General features: G+C 59.5%; 9 protein-coding genes and 10 pseudogenes. 12 read left to right on the top strand and 7 right to left on the bottom strand.

Annotation, left to right across the window (positions count from 1 at the left end; genetic code table 11):
* Positions 1 to 82: 82 nt before the first annotated feature.
* The 9 genes and pseudogenes from tnpB to LB547_RS31985 all read left to right on the top strand — a co-directional run.
* Positions 83 to 304 (top strand): annotated as a pseudogene (gene tnpB / locus LB547_RS32770) (IS66 family insertion sequence element accessory protein TnpB); the annotation flags it as partial.
* A gap of 72 nt (positions 305 to 376) precedes the next feature.
* A pseudogene (locus LB547_RS31955) lies at positions 377 to 1,233 on the top strand (transposase); the annotation flags it as partial.
* A 59-nt stretch (positions 1,234 to 1,292) separates the two neighbouring features.
* Positions 1,293 to 1,849, top strand: a pseudogene (locus tag LB547_RS31960) (IS66 family transposase).
* A gap of 22 nt (positions 1,850 to 1,871) precedes the next feature.
* Positions 1,872 to 2,357: pseudogene (locus LB547_RS32775) on the top strand (IS66 family transposase).
* A gap of 74 nt (positions 2,358 to 2,431) precedes the next feature.
* A complete protein-coding gene (locus tag LB547_RS32780; protein ID WP_064995247.1) occupies positions 2,432 to 2,620 on the top strand; it encodes a hypothetical protein in 189 nt (62 codons plus the stop codon).
* Positions 2,607 to 3,287, top strand: a pseudogene (locus LB547_RS31970) (recombinase family protein); the annotation flags it as partial. The gene LB547_RS32780 and the pseudogene LB547_RS31970, both read left to right, overlap by 14 nt.
* Before the next feature lie 8 nt (positions 3,288 to 3,295).
* Positions 3,296 to 3,817 carry a tyrosine-type recombinase/integrase gene (locus LB547_RS31975; RefSeq protein ID WP_245321945.1) on the top strand — a complete coding sequence of 174 codons (522 nt, stop codon included), beginning with the start codon at positions 3,296 to 3,298 and terminating at the stop codon, positions 3,815 to 3,817.
* Positions 3,818 to 3,929: 112 nt separating this feature from the next.
* Positions 3,930 to 4,076, top strand: a pseudogene (locus tag LB547_RS31980) (transposase domain-containing protein); the annotation flags it as partial.
* Entirely contained in the window at positions 4,028 to 4,312 is a 285-nt protein-coding gene (locus LB547_RS31985; protein WP_224656013.1) for a hypothetical protein, read from the top strand. The pseudogene LB547_RS31980 and the gene LB547_RS31985, both read left to right, overlap by 49 nt.
* 332 nt (positions 4,313 to 4,644) lie before the next feature.
* On the opposite strand, the gene LB547_RS31990 is transcribed toward LB547_RS31985, so the two are convergent.
* The 3 genes from LB547_RS31990 to LB547_RS32000 all read right to left on the bottom strand — a co-directional run bounded on the left by LB547_RS31990 (position 4,645) and on the right by LB547_RS32000 (position 7,376).
* Positions 4,645 to 5,388, bottom strand: coding sequence for an amino acid ABC transporter ATP-binding protein (locus tag LB547_RS31990; protein ID WP_064995251.1), 744 nt, complete (start codon positions 5,386 to 5,388; stop codon positions 4,645 to 4,647).
* Positions 5,389 to 5,507: 119 nt separating this feature from the next.
* Complete coding sequence (locus LB547_RS31995) at positions 5,508 to 6,482, bottom strand: amino acid ABC transporter permease (protein ID WP_064995246.1); 975 nt, start codon at positions 6,480 to 6,482, stop codon at positions 5,508 to 5,510.
* Positions 6,483 to 6,542: 60 nt separating this feature from the next.
* Positions 6,543 to 7,376, bottom strand: coding sequence for a transporter substrate-binding domain-containing protein (locus tag LB547_RS32000; protein WP_064995250.1), 834 nt, complete (start codon positions 7,374 to 7,376; stop codon positions 6,543 to 6,545).
* A gap of 1,257 nt (positions 7,377 to 8,633) precedes the next feature.
* On the opposite strand from LB547_RS32000, the pseudogene LB547_RS32005 reads away from it, so the two are divergent.
* The 3 genes and pseudogenes from LB547_RS32005 (at position 8,634) to LB547_RS32010 (ending at position 11,359) form a co-directional block, all read left to right on the top strand.
* Positions 8,634 to 9,898 (top strand): annotated as a pseudogene (locus LB547_RS32005) (IS5 family transposase).
* Positions 9,899 to 10,172: 274 nt separating this feature from the next.
* Positions 10,173 to 10,301 (top strand): annotated as a pseudogene (locus tag LB547_RS32785) (IS256 family transposase); the annotation flags it as partial.
* Positions 10,302 to 10,390: 89 nt separating this feature from the next.
* Positions 10,391 to 11,359, top strand: a complete 969-nt coding sequence (locus LB547_RS32010) for an IS256 family transposase (protein ID WP_245429735.1) — start codon at positions 10,391 to 10,393, stop codon at positions 11,357 to 11,359.
* Positions 11,360 to 11,737: 378 nt separating this feature from the next.
* On the opposite strand, the gene LB547_RS32015 is transcribed toward LB547_RS32010, so the two are convergent.
* From LB547_RS32015 to LB547_RS32030, 4 genes and pseudogenes are all read right to left on the bottom strand, one after another.
* Positions 11,738 to 11,944, bottom strand: coding sequence for a hypothetical protein (locus LB547_RS32015; protein ID WP_224656014.1), 207 nt, complete (start codon positions 11,942 to 11,944; stop codon positions 11,738 to 11,740).
* A gap of 581 nt (positions 11,945 to 12,525) precedes the next feature.
* On the bottom strand, positions 12,526 to 12,996 hold the full coding sequence (locus tag LB547_RS32020; RefSeq protein ID WP_084016180.1) for a thioesterase family protein: 471 nt from the start codon (positions 12,994 to 12,996) through the stop codon (positions 12,526 to 12,528).
* A 155-nt stretch (positions 12,997 to 13,151) separates the two neighbouring features.
* Positions 13,152 to 13,798 (bottom strand): annotated as a pseudogene (locus LB547_RS32025) (acetyl-CoA C-acetyltransferase); the annotation flags it as partial.
* A gap of 54 nt (positions 13,799 to 13,852) precedes the next feature.
* A pseudogene (locus LB547_RS32030) lies at positions 13,853 to 14,062 on the bottom strand (SDR family NAD(P)-dependent oxidoreductase); the annotation flags it as partial.
* Positions 14,063 to 14,808 lie beyond the last annotated feature (746 nt).

Below are 14,808 nucleotides of genomic sequence, written 5' to 3' on the forward strand. Positions count from 1 at the left end.
TGGCGCCAGGACGGCTCCGCCACAAAATCTCACCCGATGCATAACTAGGGTTAGGTGGCGCGCCACCTAACCGTTCAACGGCGCGCTTTACGTCTTCCGCGCCAAAAGAGCGGACAGGATCAAGATCGTCTGGTGGGACGGCAGCGGCGTGTGTTTTTATGCCAAGCGGCTAACGACGCGAAGTTGGCCGCGGATCGGCCACAACCGGGTCCAGCTCAATGCTCAGCTCATGGCTCTGGTTGACGGAATGGACTGGAAACGGGTTCGGACGGAGACCGTCAGGCGGCCGCAATCGGCTGGGTAAAACCCTGCGGCATGATGAATCAGGGGGCTGAAAAGCGGGAAAATTGCCCGCGAATATGCTCTGATTTTGGCCATGTCGACACCCCATCTCGCACTCCCGGACGACGTTGACGCGCTCAAGACGATGGTTGTTGCCATGGCCGAAAAGGCCGCCCTTATGGAGGAGCGCGCCTTCATCTCGAGTTGGTCAACAAAAGTGCTGATGAGCGGATCGCACGTCTGACCGCGGTGGTGAAGATGCTTGGAGAGCGCGCGCTTCGGCAGCCGCTCCGAAAGTTTTGCGGACCGGTGAGCTGAGCGAGGAGCAGTATGCTCTCGTCTTCGAGGAGACCGAAACCGGCGTGGCGGCCATCGAAGCGCAGATGGACAAGTCTGTGGGCGGCTCGAAAGCGAAGCGCGCACCGCGTCCTCGCAAAGGCTTTGCGGCCCATCTCGAACAGGTCGAGGTGGTCATCGAGCCCGAAACGCCTGCTGGCTGCGAAGCGCTGGAAAAGATCCCGATTGGCGAGGATGTCTCCGAACGGCTCGATGTCACCCCGCGAAGTTCCGGGTGATCGTCACCCGTCGGACGGCGTTATCAAGGCAGCCGCTCCCGCCCGCATTCGAAAGCATCCGACCGAAGCGCTGCTGGCGCAGTTCGCGGTGTCGAAATACGCTGATGGCCTGCCGATCTACCGCCACGAAGCGATCTATGCTCGCGATCAGGTCGAGATCGACCGGTCACAGATGGCCCAGTGGATGGGCAAGGTCGGCTTCGAGCTCGAGCCACTCGCCGATTACGCACTGACCGGCATCAACCAGGGTGAGCGGGTCTTTGCCGATGAGACCACGCTGCCAACGTTGGCGGCGGGATCGGGCAAGGCCAAGACGGCCTACCTCTGGACCTATCTCCGCGATGATCGGCCCTTTGGCGGCAGCGGACCGCCCATCAGGCTCCGGCGCCGTTCCACGCCACCCCGCGCGGCTGGGCCGGTCCCGGCCTGCTGGCGATGATCCTGTTCGAGAAGTTCGGCCAGCATCAGCCGCTCAATCGCCAGGCTGAACGCTATGCCCGCGAAGGCGTGCCGCTCAGCCTGTCGACGCTCGCCGACCAGGTCGGCGCCGGCGCCGCGGCGCTGATGCCGCTGTTCAAGCGGCTCGAACCCCATTGCTGTCCGCTTCACGTCTGCACGGCGACGATACGACGGTTCCGGTCCTGGCCAAGGGCAAGACCGATACCGGCCGATTATGGACCTATGTGCGCGATGACCGACCATTCGGTGGCGCCGATCCGCCGGCGGCGGTGTTCTACTATTCCCGCGATCGCCGAGGGGAGCATCCTGCGGCGCATCTCGCCGGCTGGAGCGGCATCCTGCAGGGCGATGCCTATGGCGGTTATGGCGATCTCTATACGACGGGCCGTCAGCCCGCGCCTGTTCTGGAGGCCAGCTGCTGGGCCCACAGCCGGCGCAAAGTGTTCGAGCTGGCCGATATCGAAGCGGCGGCGCGCAAGAAGGCGCGCGGCGAGAAGCCCAACCTGGTCTATCCGCTCGCGGTTAAGCCGTGAGCGCATCGATGCCCTGTTCGATATTGAGCGCGCGATCAACGGCCTGTCCCCAGGCCAACGCCACGCCGTGCGCCAAGAGCGGAGCGCGCCGCTGGTCACCGAGCTCGAGCGCTGGATGATCGAGACGCGCGACAAGCTCTCGCGCGGACACGATCTGACCAAGGCCTTCAACTACATGCTGCGTCGCTAGTCATCCTTCACCCGGTTCCTCGACGATGGGCGGATTTGCCCATCGAACAATGCAGCCGAGCGAGCCCTGCGCGGCATCGCCATCTCGGGGTCATTCTGCCCATGTTGGGCAGGAGGTCGAGGTCCATTACCGTTGGCACCCGTATTTCGGACGTCGGCTTCGCTGCGAGAACAGCGAAGAGCGCGCCAACGGCCGGATCATTCATCTCGTCGTCGCGCCCGGGCATGTCATTACCGCTCCGGCCTGGATGATCGATCCCGTGGCTTGCGCGGCGATGGACCTTGGCTCCCCGCGCGTATCGCTTGCCGCGCTGCTTGAGCTTAACAAGCTCTTGATCGAACGCCGTTTCCGGCGAGGCTCTCCGGATGATTTCACCATCGCGGAGGCGCAACATGAGAACCTTGCCACCCCCGACACGATCTCTCGTGGTCGTTCGCCAACTCAGCTTGCCGCTCGACTCGCAGAAGCTGAACGGGCTGAGTTCAGCGCAATGGACCATAGTGATCGCCCGGCTCGCCAACGTACTGATGGCCGCCGCCGGCGTGGCAACGGAGGAGGAGAGCTGCGATGACGAGCGGTAATCTGATTCCGACTGCCGTCCTCAAGCGCAAGGCCGTGGTCTATGTGCGTCAGTCCACTCAGGCGCAGGTCCAGCTCAACCTTGAGAGCCAGCGTCGGCAGTATGAGCTTGTCGACGTCGCGCGGCGCTGGGGATTCCGCAAAGTAGAGGTGATCGACGAGGATCTGGGACGAACCGCAAGCGGGGCTGTGGAGCGTCCCGGTTTCGAGCGCCTGGTCGACGATCTGTGCACCGGCCATGTGGGCGCCGTGCTTTGCCTGGAGGCGTCCCGCCTGTCGCGCAACGGGCCGGACTGGCATCGGCTGCTCGAGTTGTGCGGCGAAGTCGATGCACGCGTGATCGATCTGGACGGAGTCTACGATCCGGGATTGCCGAACGACCGCCTGCTGCTCGGTATGAAGGGCAGCATCAGCGAGTTCGAGCTCGGCGTGCTGCGTGCCCGCATGTACGAGGCCGCCCGCGCCAAGGCACAGCGTGGGGAACTGCGCATCTCCGTGCCCTTCGGCTATGTCTGGCACCGCGATTATGGTCTCGGTTTCGATCCCGACATGCGCCTGCAGGAGACCATTCGCCTGATATTCGCGCGCTTCCGCGAACTCGGCAGTGCGCGCCAGGTCCTGATCTCGATGATCGACGATGGCGTGCATTACTGCTGTTGCTGGCCGCGCAAACGGGGTTGCGGGTCTCGGAGATCATCGATCTCCACCAGGACTCGGTGATGCTGGGGCACGGTGCCCACGTGCGATGCGTTGGCAAGGGCCGCAAGGAGCGAAGTACGCCGCTCACCAAGGTTGCACAGCAAGCCCTTCGGGGCTGGCTCAACGAGCCCAGGAAGCGGGGTACAACGGCTCTCTTTCCGAACATGCACGGCGGCAGGCTGAGCGCCGACGGCGTGCAGGCGCTGCTGAACAAATATGTCGCCAAGGCTCGCGAACACTGCGTCCCCCTCCGCTCGAAGCGGGTGTCGCCCCATGTTTTGAGGCACAGCGCTGCCATGGAGCTGCTGCAGGCGGGCGTCGATTGTTCGGTCATCGCCCTATGGCTGGGCCATGAGGCGATGGAAACAACGCTGACCTATCTTCACGCACATCTTGAGCTGAAGGAATCCGCACTTGCCAAGCTGAAGCCATACGAACGCGCAAAGGCCGAACGATTTCGACCAAACGACCGGCTTCTCGCGTTCCTGAACGCCCTTTGAGCATGAGACCTATGCCGAGTGTGAACGACCGGTTCTTGGTCGAAATGGCAGGCAAAGCGCGTCATACCGCCATGATCGGAAGAGGCTCGGCATAGTTCGGCGGTCGGCATAAAGCGCTAAGTTGAATGACGTCGACCCTCAGGCCTGGCTCGCCGACATCCTCGCCCGACTGCCCGCCTATCCGGCACATTGGATCGATGATTTGCTGCCGTGGAATTGGAGATCCGCAAAACTGCGGACCCAACCAGCGGCGGCCTGAACATGCAGCGCAATAAGGTGCACCACGTCTACACCGTCGAACTTGTCGCCAGCGACCTCGGCGTCAGCGAAGCGCTCATCCACGAACTGACCCTCGGTCTCGAGCCGGAGGACGGCGTCATCTGGGTGTACGGCACCAACGATGACGACGGGATCTTAGCCTTCACCGATGAAGGCATCGAGGAGGTTAAACTCCTCCTCGAAGAATATCATCGCATCTCCCCATCAAAAACTTGACGCCAGCACCGCAGTGCTAAGGTCCTCATGGCCGCCGGATACGCACGTCTGCGTTCTTCACCGGTTGCGTACGCTTCCGCCGACCAGCGCCGCCGCGGACTTGCGTCCAGCCGGCTCGCAACCGCCTCAAGGACATGGAAGCTTCTGTCATCCGGCATAGGCGCAGACATAGAAATTGACATTGCAAGCTCCTCAGCTCATTCAGTGTCACTATCTATCGCTCATCACCTCAAGCCGCGCCAGATGGGGTCAGCTTGGCGCTTACGCTGATCGCCCTTGCCGCTACCTAGTTAGCTGTGGCACCAAGACCAACGAGTGTCAGCCGAGACCCTTCAATGTCTCAGGATCTGGCTAAGAAATAGCTTGGTGCGTTCGTGCTGGGGGTTGGTGAAGAAGTCGTTGGGATTGCCCTCTTCAACGATTTGGCCCCAATCCATAAATATTACCCGGTCTGCGACGGCGCGAGCAAACCCCATCTCGTGGGTGACGCAGACCATGGTCATGCCGTCGCTTGCCAAACTGGTCATAGTGTCCAGCACTTCGGAGACCATTTCCGGATCGAGCGCCGACGTCGGTTCGTCGAACAGCATGACCGCGGGTTCCATGCACAGCGAACGGGCAATCGCAACACGCTGCTGCTGTCCGCCGGACAGCTGAACCGGGTATTTGTTCGCCTGTTCTGGAATTCGCACCCGCTCCAGAAATTTCAGCGCGGTCTTTTTGGCCTGGGCTTCGGGCACGCCCTTGATCCACATGGGACCGGCCATGCAGTTCATCAGCACGGTCATATGGGGGAAGAGATTGAAGTGCTGGAACACCATCCCGACATTCTTGCGAACTTCGGTCACGTTGCGCATTTTGTTGTGCAATCTGATCCCGTTGACGGTGATCTCGCCCTTCTGATGCGCTTCGAGCCGGTTGAAGCAGCGGATGAGCGTCGACTTCCCGGATCCGGAGGGACCGCAGATGACGATGCGTTCGCCTTTGCGGACGGTTAGATTGACATCAGTTAATGCTCTGAAGGTGCCGTACCATTTGGAGACATTCGTGGCTTCGATAATTATGTCAGCACTCATTGACCCGTGCTTCTGACTGAATGACTCCTGGGATGAAAGTGATTCGCGCAGCACATTGCCAATCGCTTGCGAGGAATCGCCGCTATCGAGGCCCTTCAAGTGACTTTTGAGGCCAGCAGTCATCGTGCTTTGCTCCTTGCATAGTGACGCTCGAGTCGCGATTGAGCCACTTCGAGGCAGGCAGACATGATCCAATAAATCATTGCGGCTGTTATCAGCATCTCCATGTGATGGAAGGTTGGCTGGCCGATGGTGCGAGCAAGGAACGTTAGCTCCCACACTCCGAGGACCGAGACAAGCGAGCTGTCTTTCAGCATTGAGATGAACGTGTTTCCCATTGGAGGAATGATGACAGGCAGCGCCTGAGGCAGGATGATCCTGCGCATGGTTAGACCGAAGCCGAAACCAATGGATCGTGAAGCTTCCCATTGGCCGCGATCGATGCTTTGGATACCGGCGCGGAAAATTTCAGTCATATATGCGCCGACGCAAAGCGACAGCGCCAATATCCCCGAAGGAACGGCATTGATGACAATGCCCAGCTGCGGCAGCCCGAGGTAAATCAGGTAAATCTGTATGAGAAGCGGCAGGCCACGAAAAAAGGATGTGTAGAAGCTGGCGATAGCGTAGGCGAAGCCGTTGCTTGAAAGTTTAGCAATCGCTGCAATGATGGCGATGACTGATGCGCAAACAAGTGAAACTGCTGAAACATAGATCGTCGTCACCACACCCTGCGTAATCAGGTATGGCAGATTTTCCCAGATGAAGGGCAGACTAAGGTTGAACGCTTTGAAGAAGGCCAGGAAGAGAGTCAGCAGCTCGATCCACACAATGCCAATCTGGGCCTTCAAGGGGGCAAAACCGATTAGCACGATGTTTAGGCAGAACGTGACCCCAATCACGAAAGCGATTGCGAAACGCCCATAGACGCCACTCTGCAGAGGGTCGCCGATGACAGGCCGCATAAGCTCGCCGAAGGTTGTGCCCACAAGGTTGAACATGAGACAAATCGCGAAGACGACGCCAAAGATCGAGGCAACAAACCACGGTCTATGGACAAGGACCTCGGATTCCACCGTATCCTGGTAAAGCATGGGACATCCTCCAACAAGGCGGCTCGGGCTGACCCGAGCCGCGTAACTTTCACCAACTTGCTAATTCTCGACAGAGTGGTCCGACCCGTACCATTTGATCGACAGAGTCGAGAGCGTGCCGTCATCCTTCATGCTCTTTAGGGCGGCTGAGACCTTCTCGCTGAACTCCTTGTCGCCTTTCATCATAGGGATGGCAGCAGGCGTGGCAAAGAGACTCCCAAGCACCTTGAAGGGGTAGCCAGATTTGATTGCTCTTTCCGCGAGAGTTCCGTCAGTAAGAATTGCATGAAGACGGGTACCATCGCCTAGCCGGAGATCATCCAACGCAACACCCGTTGAGGTATAAACCTTCACTTCACCGGCCTTGAATTTGTAATCCTCGGGCCGAGCGCCAATCCAATCCCACTTAAAGTTTTGGTTTACATAGTCCTCGGCCAGGGTTCCAGCGGAAACGCCGACGATCTTTCCATTTAGATCGGAAAGTGTAGACGCCTTACTGTCATTGTGAACAATGACAGCCGCTTTTTCATAGAAGTAAGTGGTGGAATAGTCGAATTTTTCAGCTCTGGTTTTAGTAGGGGTCATTTGACCCATGCTAATATCCCAACGGCCCTGCCAGTTGCCTGCGGCTATGATGTCCCACCCCGGCGTGACAAATTCAACGTTAACACCAAGGGATTTAGCGACGCCTTTGGCGACGTCGATGTCATAGCCCTCTAATTCGTGGTTCGCATTCAGGGAAGACATTGCTCCCCAATCAGTGCCAACCGCAACCCTGAGCGTCTTCGTATTGAGAACACGCTGCAGCACCTCTCCGGCATACACCGAGGTACTGTAAACGACCGACGCGATGGACAATGATGCCGCTGTGATAATTGTCACAATCTTATTCATAGTACATTCCCCTTTGAGGTTGATATGATGCATGAGACTCGGCGGTACCGCTCATACAGAAGCGACGGGCCGCTATAGCCAATCACCATGGCTGAAGCAGCCGCGAGCGCTCACTCCTCCATGCCGTCGCCTATATGCTAACCAAAGCCCCTCGGCCCATGAGGTAGCAAGAATATAATCAATATCAGACCCATCTGGAAGTTAGATGGCTGGAAGCGTCTTGGCAGCCCGGAAATCCTCCAGCCGGGCGGTCCAAAATTGGGAACACCTCACGATATCTTGTCATTCGATGACCCATAGTGGGACTTTGGGGACAACAAGATGACCCGTGGTCATGCCAAGCGTGTCAAGATCTAACGCTAGGTATGATGTTACCGATGATATCGAGCCACACGGCGGCACGACCAACATAAAATGTGTGGGTATCCCATCGCGTTTCGAGATGTTCATTTGCGATACACCGAAAGATGCCCCCCACCGAGACCAGTTGGCAACCCACGAACTGCTCATGGCGGAATGAGGTCATGCGGAAAGCAGTATTCGACAACGGCGAAGGAAATTGACCGGTTGCAGTGTTTTGTTTAAGTAAATCGCTTGTCGCCAGCCCCGGCAGCGAAGCGCTTGTTTGGAGAGGACACCAACTTGGGGGCGATTATCTCCTGCGATACCACTAATCGCTTGCAGACTCACTCCCGGACAGCTAAATGCGGTTCTGGATATGCTAGAGCCCCGATGTATTTGAAAAGCGCGTTCTGCTCAGATGTCCTGGAGGTGTGCTCTCAATTGGTCGCCGCAAATAGCGCTTGGTCGGCATCGCGAGCACGCGGAAGGGGGGCTCCAGATCAGGCAACGTCAACGCCTTGCTCAGAATAGCTCACAAGCGTGTGAGGACTCACCTGTCACTGTCGCATGAGCCGGTCCATGAAGAACCTCTCCAGCAGTGTGGGAAATGTGCTGGCGCTCTTCATCCCGGTCTCCCCGCTCAGATGGCTCCACTCGCAGTAGGGCGCACTGCAGTAACTCTGGCGTTTCGGTGAGATCCCAGTAGGTGTCGGTGACGTGTGCGTGCCCGAGGTAAGTCGTCGGCCGTGAAGAATACCGAAGCCGCTGATATCGCATAGGAATAGTCTACTTTTCAGCTTCCGAATTGCAGGTAACGGCCAGTTTGTGGGTAGTTTCTTGCAATTCCAGTTTGCGATTTCGCCGCCTGGCGAAGCGCGATTCGCCGCTTTCATCGCAGTGAATCGGAGCTAGGCGATGGGCAGACCACGCGAGCGGCGTGAGACTGGAGAACAGGATCTGTTCCGCGCTCGCCTTGAGCAGAGAGGCGCGCTTCGGTGCGGTCTATTCGAACGGTCCCGGCATGCTGCCGATGCCGACCCGGCTAATAGCGGGGCTCGCCATCCTCAAGCACACCTTCAACCTGTCGGACGAGGCGCTGTGCGTCCGCTGGATCGAGAACCTGTATTTCCAGTGTCTGTCCGGCGAGGAGTTCTTCCGCCACAACCTGCCGTTCGACCGCTCGTCGATGACGCGCTGGCGCAGCCGCATGGGCGAGGAGCGGATCGTCGCGCTTGCAAGAAAGCCTCAGCATTGCGGTCAAGAACAGGGCGATGAAGCCGACCGACACGCGCCAAGTGATCGTGGACACGACCGTGCAGCCTGTTCCCGACCAACGCCAAGCTCATCCACCGGGCCCGCGAGCGGCTGGTGCGGCTGGCGAAGAAGACGCGGCTCGACCTGCGTCAGTCCTATGTCCGGGTCGGCAAACAGGCGCTGATCATGTATCAGCGCTACGCCCACGCCAAGCAATTCAAGCGGGCCAACAAGGCCCTGCGCAGGCTCAGGACGTATGTGGGGCGCACCGTCCGCGACATCTCCCGTCAGATCGCCGGCGACGCGAAGCTGGACGCGCTTTTCAAATGGTCGCTCTACCAGGCCTCCACCGTTCTCGAGCAGCGCCAGCGCGGCCGCAAGATCTACAGCCTGCATGCGCACGAGGTGGAATGCATCGGCAAGGGCAAGGCGCACGCGCCCTACGAGTTCGGGTGAAGGTGCCGGTGGCCACCACACTGAACCGCTCAAAGGGTGGCCAGTTCGCCCTACATGCAAAAGCGCTGCCCGGCAATCCCTATGACGGCCACACGCTCATCGATCATCCCTGACATGGAAAAGACCATCGGCAACGAGATCAGCCGCGTTCTCGCCGACGCCGGCTATCGCGGCCACAATGCGCCGCAAAGTCATAAGTTCAGGGTCTTCACCGCTGGTCAAAAGCGCCGCGTGACACCGGCCATCAAGCGCCAAATGCGCCGCCGCTCCGCGATCGAGCCGGTGATTGGCCACATCAAGAACGAACACAGAATGGCCGCAATTAACTCGCTCACATCCAAGGCGATGCGATCAACGCCATCCTGGCCGCAGCCGGTTACAACTTCTCCCTCCTGCTCAGGTGGCTGAAGCAACTTTTGTGGCTCTTGATCGCCGCGTTCCTGAACCGGCCGAAGCAGCTTGCCGCTTAGCGATCAAGATTGTTCACAGTCGACTAAGTCGAGAGCACCGGCAGGTTGCGCTCGACAATGACCCCATCGCGATACCAGCGCAGCAGGGTATAGAAGCTTTCGCCACAATCGAATGAGGAGTCAACGACTGGCGCGGTGGCGGTGGGTTCCGGGGAGTTGCCGTTGGCCGACGGCTTTCGCCTTGTGGGTAGTGTGCTGAGGGTTCTGCAAATTCGCTGAGAGAGGGAAGGCTGGTGATGTTCAACGTCACCGATTCCCTGGAAGGAACGCCACCATGACCAAGACAGAAAGTAAGACCGCCAGCGCTGCCGTCAAAGACATTCTGCTTTCGAACCCGGATGGATTGCACGAGGTGATCCGCGCCGTGATGCAGGAGGTGCTCGGGGCCGAGATGGACGAGGCGCTGGGTGCTTTGAAGAGCGAGCGCACACCGGAGCGGCTGGGCTGCCGCTCGGGTTCTATGGCCGTACCCTTGTCATCGGCAAGCTTGAGCTGCGGGTTCCGCAGGACCGGGCCGGCCGCTTCTCCACCGAGCTTTTCGAGCGTTACCAGCGTTCGGAGCGGGCCTTGGTGGCCACGCTTGCGGAGATGTATGTGCAGGGCGTTTCGACCCGGAAGGTCAAGGCGATCACAGAAGAGCTGTGCGGCCATGCTTTCTCGGCCTCGTCGATCTCGGCCATCAACAAACGCCTGGACGAGAGTTTGAAGGCGTTTGCCGAGCGCCTGCTTCAAGAGCCTTTTGCCTACCTCATCCTCGATGCTCGCTACAAGAAGGTACGCGAAGCCGGCATCGTCATGAGCCAGGCGGTGCTGATCGCGGTCGGCATCGACTGGGATGGGCGGCGCCAGATCCTGGCCGTCGAGATGGCCAATCGCGAGCCGCTCGGCCTGGAGGGATTTCCTCGTCGCCCTGAAGGCGCGCGGCCTCAAGGGCTCGAGCTGGTCGTGTCCGACGATCATGCCGGCCTGGTGGCCGCGATCGGCGAGGTGATCCCGGAAGCCGCCTGGCAGCGCTGCTACGTGCACTTCCTCAGGAACGCGCTCGATCACCTACCGAGAAAGCATGGCGACGATTGCCTGCAGGAGTTGCGCTGGCTCTATGACCGGCGCGATCTCGCCGAGGCCAAGGCCGATCTCGCCGCATGGCTGTCCAAATGGTCGGGCCGCTATCCAAGGCTGACGACCTGGGTGGAGGAGACCATCGAGCGCACGCTGACCTTCTTTTGTCTGCCGCGCCAGCATCACAAGCATCTCAAGAGCACGAACATGCTTGAACGGCTCAATGAGGAAATCCGCCGGCGCACCTATGTCGTACGCATCTTTCCAAACTCACAGCGCTGCCTGCGCCTCGTCAGGGCACTGGCCGTCGAGACCAACGAAAACTGGATGGAGGCCAACCGCTTCATCAACATGGACGACCTGCGCGAGCACAAGAAGCTCGCGCTGCGTCAAGCCGCATGACCAGCTTCATGGCCGCCTCATTTTGCGGAACTCACACAACCGCCTTTTGCCGGTGCCGCAGTCCGGACCGTCGCTCCGTTTCCAGTCGCTGCTCATCAAACCGGACATCGGATCTCCCGCATCCAGCTTCCCACTGGCCTCATCGTAAGGCCCACGGCGGCGATACGCGCTGCCGACGAAGACACACCACGCCCAGTTTCTCGGAGATGTGGTCCGCGAGAGCTGTTTCGCGCCGCACCCTTGCAGCTTATGCCGATGGCACTTGCTCACGCGGTCATACACATTACCGGTCAACGGCATCATAGGCCGGCGCTCGGGTGTCGTAGCTGAAGTAGGTCGACCAACCGAGCAAAAGCTGGTTCAGCCGAACACGCACTTCTAGCCGCGGCCCCTTGTTACACCCTCCGCCTCGATCTGCGCAAAGGTCACGCCGTTCACGCCCGGCGAACCCGCATTGGCGCGGGTAAGCGCATAGGCATGGCGCAGCATGTCTTCACGGCAGATCTTGTCGTAGAGCACGTAGAAGCGGTAAAGGGGCTCCGCCTTCGCCTTACGATACAGCTTCCTCTGCAGATACCTGGTCATTTCGGCGTTTCCATGCTTGTCGCCAATCACCCCTCCCCACCACCTTCGAAAGCACACCAGAAGTCAGGGTCCTTCGCTCCGCTGGCATTACCCGGCTTCAACGGCCGGACGACCGTTTCCGACTCCCGCCGGCACCGCCGCCCGGAGGTTGAGGCCGCCACCCTCATGCCGAACGGGCCTCCCTTCGATTACCAGCATCACCTTTCCAACGTGCCGTGCCCAATACCCGGCAGACCGGACAGGTGCCTATGTCGATTGCTTCCCTGTCCGCACAGCCTTCCCCGAGCGAGAGATGGGTCGGAGTCTGCATTGACTCTTTCGAGGCCTGCTCAGGCTTTACTCACGTTACGGCACGCTGGATTGCTCGACCGCCCGGGGCGGTCTTTGTCACGAGGCTTCGTCCCGGCCAGTTACCCAACCAAGCCGCTATTCAGACTTTCCGGTGGATCCCTCCTCCACTGGTGATACGCGCCTTCGAGGCATCATCACGCCTGCCAACGGGACGGTGGACACCCAGAATCCGCCGCCTAACGTACACGCAGAAGTTGCCACCGACACGGACTGACGAAGGTCAGGTAAATTCATACTATTCTCGATATGCCCATTCGGCGACTGACAATGCCCGGATCGAATTTACCATTGTCCGCCTCAACACCGCCTCTAAGGTCGGCCAGCACATCGGGCAGGAATGGTTCCACGCGCCGCGATAGCAGGTTGAAATTCAGGAAAAGCTGTTCAGCTGTCGACAGTAACGCTCCGTCGGCACGTACCATGGTTTGCGCGACATGGACTCGCTTTTCGTCTATGTCGGCTATCCAAGTAGTAAGGACCAAATTGTCGCCGCGCATCGCTTCTTTCTTGTAAGCGATCCGCGCCTCGGCGGTGACGAGGCCAGAGAGCATCGAACCATTCGCATTTAGACGTATGGCAGTGTCGAGCCGTACATCCGCAGCTTTACTGAACGCTGCCAGATAGTGCACCATATTCATGTGCCCATATCCGTCAATAAGATCGTCGGTCACCATTGTTGCGAATTTACAGGTCGCATCCATCTATTTGCCCAATCTCTTGTAATGTTAGAAGATTACAGTGCCGCCGATATTGCGTGCTCACACTCTACTCGCACGTCGCTGCTGCCGAAAGAGAGCTCAAGCGACACATGACAGAGGCGAAGTTGGCGGTGCATCGCTTTTGCTTGGCTCCGCGATATTCGTTCCACGCACATAGAGACGCCCATGCCCCCGCCGATGCAGAGCGTCGCCAGGCCCTCTTTCGCGCCGCGCCGGCGCATTTCGTAGACAGCGTGTTGAACACGCGGGCACCGGAGGCGCCAATCGAGTGGCTGATGGCGATGGCTGCCATCAACGTTAACGATTGTGGATCCCAGGCCATGCTTTTGTAGACGGCGCGGGCCTGCGCGGCGAAAGCCTCGTGGCCTCTACGAGGTCGAGGTCCTTGACCGACCAGCCGGCCTTCTCCGGCGCCCGCCTCGAGGCGGGAATAGGTCCGGGGCCCATTATCGCCGGATCGACGCCGGCAGTCGCCCCGGCAGCGATGCGGACCAGCCGGGCGATGCCGCGGCCTGGTGGCTTCTGCCTCGGTCATCAGCAGCGCGCCGGCGCCGTCATTGATGCCGGACGCATTGGCCGCGTCACCGTGCCGTCCTTGTCGAGAGCCGGCTTCAGGTTAGTCATGGCGTCGATGACGGCGCCATGAGGATATATTCGTCCTGGTCGACGATCGTGTCGCCCTTCTTGCCCTTGATGGTGACGGCGACGATCTCATCCTTGAACTGCCAGCCTTCTGCACCGCCTCGGCCTTGGTCTGCGAGGCGAGCGCGAACTGTTCCTGGTCGCAAGCAAAAATGGCTGGTGAAATTGACCGCCAACGTTGGTTTCCAATGTCGATCCCATCCATCCGCTCGGCTGCAGCTTCGAAGAAGCGCTCAGTATCGGTCGCTTCGGCAAGATCACAACGTGTCGCGCCAATGGCGGGATGTCGGTGGCTCATCTCTGCAATCTTCTGTTGATCAACATCGCACACCTCTACCGGAGCCCCAGCTTTCGCAAGTGCCTCGGCGATAACACGACCAATACCGGAGGCCGCAGCGGAGACCATAGCTCGGCGACCAGTGAGAGACAGGGAGGGGGTCCTTTGTGCTGCTCCTAAATATCCGAGTAGGTCGCAAGTTTTGCAACGAATTCACGACTTACTTAGAGGTCCAACACACTATTTCTGCGAGCGTCGCTAATTCAAATGTTGTTTGCAGATTGAAGCCATCTCGAATTCAGATTCTACCGCGCTAATGGAGAATGGTAACTTCTCCGGGGTTACGCGGGCACAATACTGCGAACTCACCAGCGATAGCTACGCATTGCCGGCTGCGAGCAGCGCGTCGATTTCTGCATCGCTGTATTCAACGAGCGGAGAATCTTACGAGTGGACGCGCCGAATTTTTCGGCCGGGGAGAGTGCACTGACCGCAGGCCTGACGGCATACGGATCGAGCTGCACGACGACGTGGCCGCTCTGGTGCTCACAGTAGCCCGAGAAGGAAAAGCTGCCGCGGTCCGTGCCCGGGGTGCCATCCGCAGGCCGGGCGTTTCCGGAACATATCGCACCGATGTCCTCGCATACCGCCACGCCGCGCCAGCGGGCCGAAGCTTCGCATCGGGACCCGCGGGTTCATCGAAAGGCCCTCGTCCCGCGTAGTCGTTGCAATAGGGCATCTGCAGCAGGCCCGAGAGGGCCGCGAGCGAGGTTCCTCGGCCACCCAAGCACGTGCAGTATCTCAGATATTTTCGACTGCACGTCGCACTGCAATTAGCCGCTTCTCCCAGGCGTCGCCGGTGAGCCTCTTTGCGC

Origin of the sequence: Mesorhizobium sp. B264B1B (genome assembly GCF_020165765.1) — a bacterium.
Taxonomy (GTDB): domain Bacteria; phylum Pseudomonadota; class Alphaproteobacteria; order Rhizobiales; family Rhizobiaceae; genus Mesorhizobium.

Excerpts from the sequence above, each read along its gene's own strand:
- LB547_RS32780 (WP_064995247.1), top strand. The coding sequence starts at position 2,432 with ATGAGAACCTTGCCACCCCCGACACGATCTCTCGTGGTCGTTCGCCAA.
- LB547_RS31990 (WP_064995251.1), bottom strand. The coding sequence starts at position 5,388 with ATGAGTGCTGACATAATTATCGAAGCCACGAATGTCTCCAAATGGTAC.
- LB547_RS31995 (WP_064995246.1), bottom strand. The coding sequence starts at position 6,482 with ATGCTTTACCAGGATACGGTGGAATCCGAGGTCCTTGTCCATAGACCG.
- LB547_RS32000 (WP_064995250.1), bottom strand. The coding sequence starts at position 7,376 with ATGAATAAGATTGTGACAATTATCACAGCGGCATCATTGTCCATCGCG.
- LB547_RS32015 (WP_224656014.1), bottom strand. The coding sequence starts at position 11,944 with ATGACCAGGTATCTGCAGAGGAAGCTGTATCGTAAGGCGAAGGCGGAG.
- LB547_RS32020 (WP_084016180.1), bottom strand. The coding sequence starts at position 12,996 with ATGGATGCGACCTGTAAATTCGCAACAATGGTGACCGACGATCTTATT.